Origin of the sequence: Micrococcus sp. HSID17227, from assembly GCF_003989405.1 — a bacterium.
Classification (GTDB): domain Bacteria; phylum Actinomycetota; class Actinomycetes; order Actinomycetales; family Micrococcaceae; genus Micrococcus; species Micrococcus luteus.
The window spans coordinates 1-1,784 of record NZ_RBLN01000331.1 but is presented as its reverse complement, the minus strand read 5'-3'; the positions used below and the strand labels follow the sequence as shown (position 1 = coordinate 1,784).

Genomic DNA, 1,784 nt, shown 5'->3' with positions numbered 1-1,784 from the left:
CCGGGTCGTCCCCCGGCGCGTAGACGCCGAGCCGGCGCCGTCCGTCGGCCGCGTGGGCCTCGAGCTGCTGGCGGAGCGCGGCGCCCGTGGGCACCGTCTCGTAGAAGCCCCGTTCGACCGCGGCCGCGAAGTGCGATGCGGCGGGGTCCTCGGGGCCGAGGACCCCGAGGTCGCGCAGCGCGAGGCCGTGCTCGCCGAGCCGGTCCTCGGCGGCGTCGGCCAGCCGCCGCAGCGACGGACCCTCCGGCGCGTCAGTGTGCGGCGTCATGCCAGCTCCTTCCCTGGCCGACGTGCACGTCGAGCGGCACGGAGAGCTCGGCGGCCCGGCCCATCCGCTCCTTCAGGAGCGCCGTGGCCTTGTCGAGCTCGGCGGCCGGGACCTCGAGGATGAGCTCGTCGTGGACCTGCAGCAGCAGGCGCGAGGCCAGCCCGTGCTCCTCGAGGCCGGCCTGCACGTCGAGCATCGCGCGCTTGATGATGTCCGCGGCCGAGCCCTGGATGGGGGCGTTGAGCGCGGCGCGCTCGGCCATGTCCCGCAGCTGACGGTTGTCCGAGCTGAGGTCCGGGAGGTAGCGGCGGCGCCCCTCGATCGTCGAGGTGTACCCGTCCTGTCGGGCCTGCGCGACGACGTCGCGCAGGTAGTCGCGCACGCCGCCGAAGCGGTCGAAGTAGCCCTTCATGAGGCCGCGCGCCTCGTCCACCGAGATCTTCAGCTGCTTGGACAGCCCGAAGGAGGACAGCCCGTAGGCCAGGCCGTAGCTCATCGCCTTCACCTTGGCGCGCTGCTCGGCGGTGACGTCGTCCGGGTCCACGCCGAACACCTGCGAGCCGACGAACGAGTGCAGGTCCTCGCCCTCGCGGAAGGCCTGGATCAGCCCCTCGTCCTCGGACAGGTGCGCCATGATGCGCATCTCGATCTGGGAGTAGTCGGCCGAGAGCAGCACGGCCTGCTCGCCGGCCACCTCGTCCGCCACGAACACCTCACGGATGCGGCGGCCCGCCTCGGTGCGCACCGGGATGTTCTGGAGGTTCGGGTGCAGCGAAGACAGCCGGCCCGTGGCGGCGGCGGTCTGCGAGTAGGTGGTGTGGATGCGGCCGTCCGTGGCGACGGTCTCGAGCAGCCCCTCCACGGTCTGCCGGAGCTTCGTGGCGTCACGGTGGGCCATCAGGTTCTCGAGGAACGGGTGCCGGGTCTGCTCGAGCAGGTCCTGCAGCGAGTCCACGTCCGTGGAGTAGCCGGTCTTCGTCTTGCGCGTGCGCGGCATGTTGAGCCGCTCGAACAGCACCTCCTGCAGCTGCTTGGGCGAGCCGAGGTTGACCTGCATCCCGCCGGTCTCCTCCGCGACGGACGCCCACGCGGACTCCTTGGCGGCGTCGGCGGCGTCGGTGAAGTCCTCGCGTAGGCCGGTCAGGGCGTCGACGTCGACGGCGATGCCGGTCAGCTCCATCCGGGCGAGCAGCCGCGAGAGCGGGATCTCGAGCTCTTGCAGCAGCCGCTGGGCCCCGCGGTCGAGCACCTGGGGCGTGAACTGGGTGGAGAGACGGCGCACCACCCAGGCGGCCCGCACGGCGTCCGCGGCGCGGTCCGCGCGTTCGGCGGCGGCCTGCCCGCCGTCGAGGTCGAACGTCCCCTGCGCCCGCTGCTGCGCGGGCTCGCGCGGGGCGGTGAGGGGGGTGTGCAGATGCGCCTCCGGCAGCGCCTCGAGCGAGGTGTCCCGCTGGTCTGGCTGGAGCAGGTAGGACGAGAGCAGCACGTCGTCCACCACGCCGTCAAGGGCCGCGTA

General features: G+C 72.8%; 1 protein-coding gene and 1 pseudogene. Both read right to left on the bottom strand.

From position 1 onward, the window contains the following. A pseudogene (locus tag D8M29_RS11445) lies at positions 1-268 on the bottom strand (GNAT family N-acetyltransferase); the annotation flags it as partial. After that, positions 252-1,784: DNA polymerase (locus D8M29_RS11440; RefSeq protein ID WP_238693402.1), on the bottom strand; the 1,533-nt coding region annotated here is incomplete at its 5' end. The pseudogene D8M29_RS11445 and the gene D8M29_RS11440, both read right to left, overlap by 17 nt.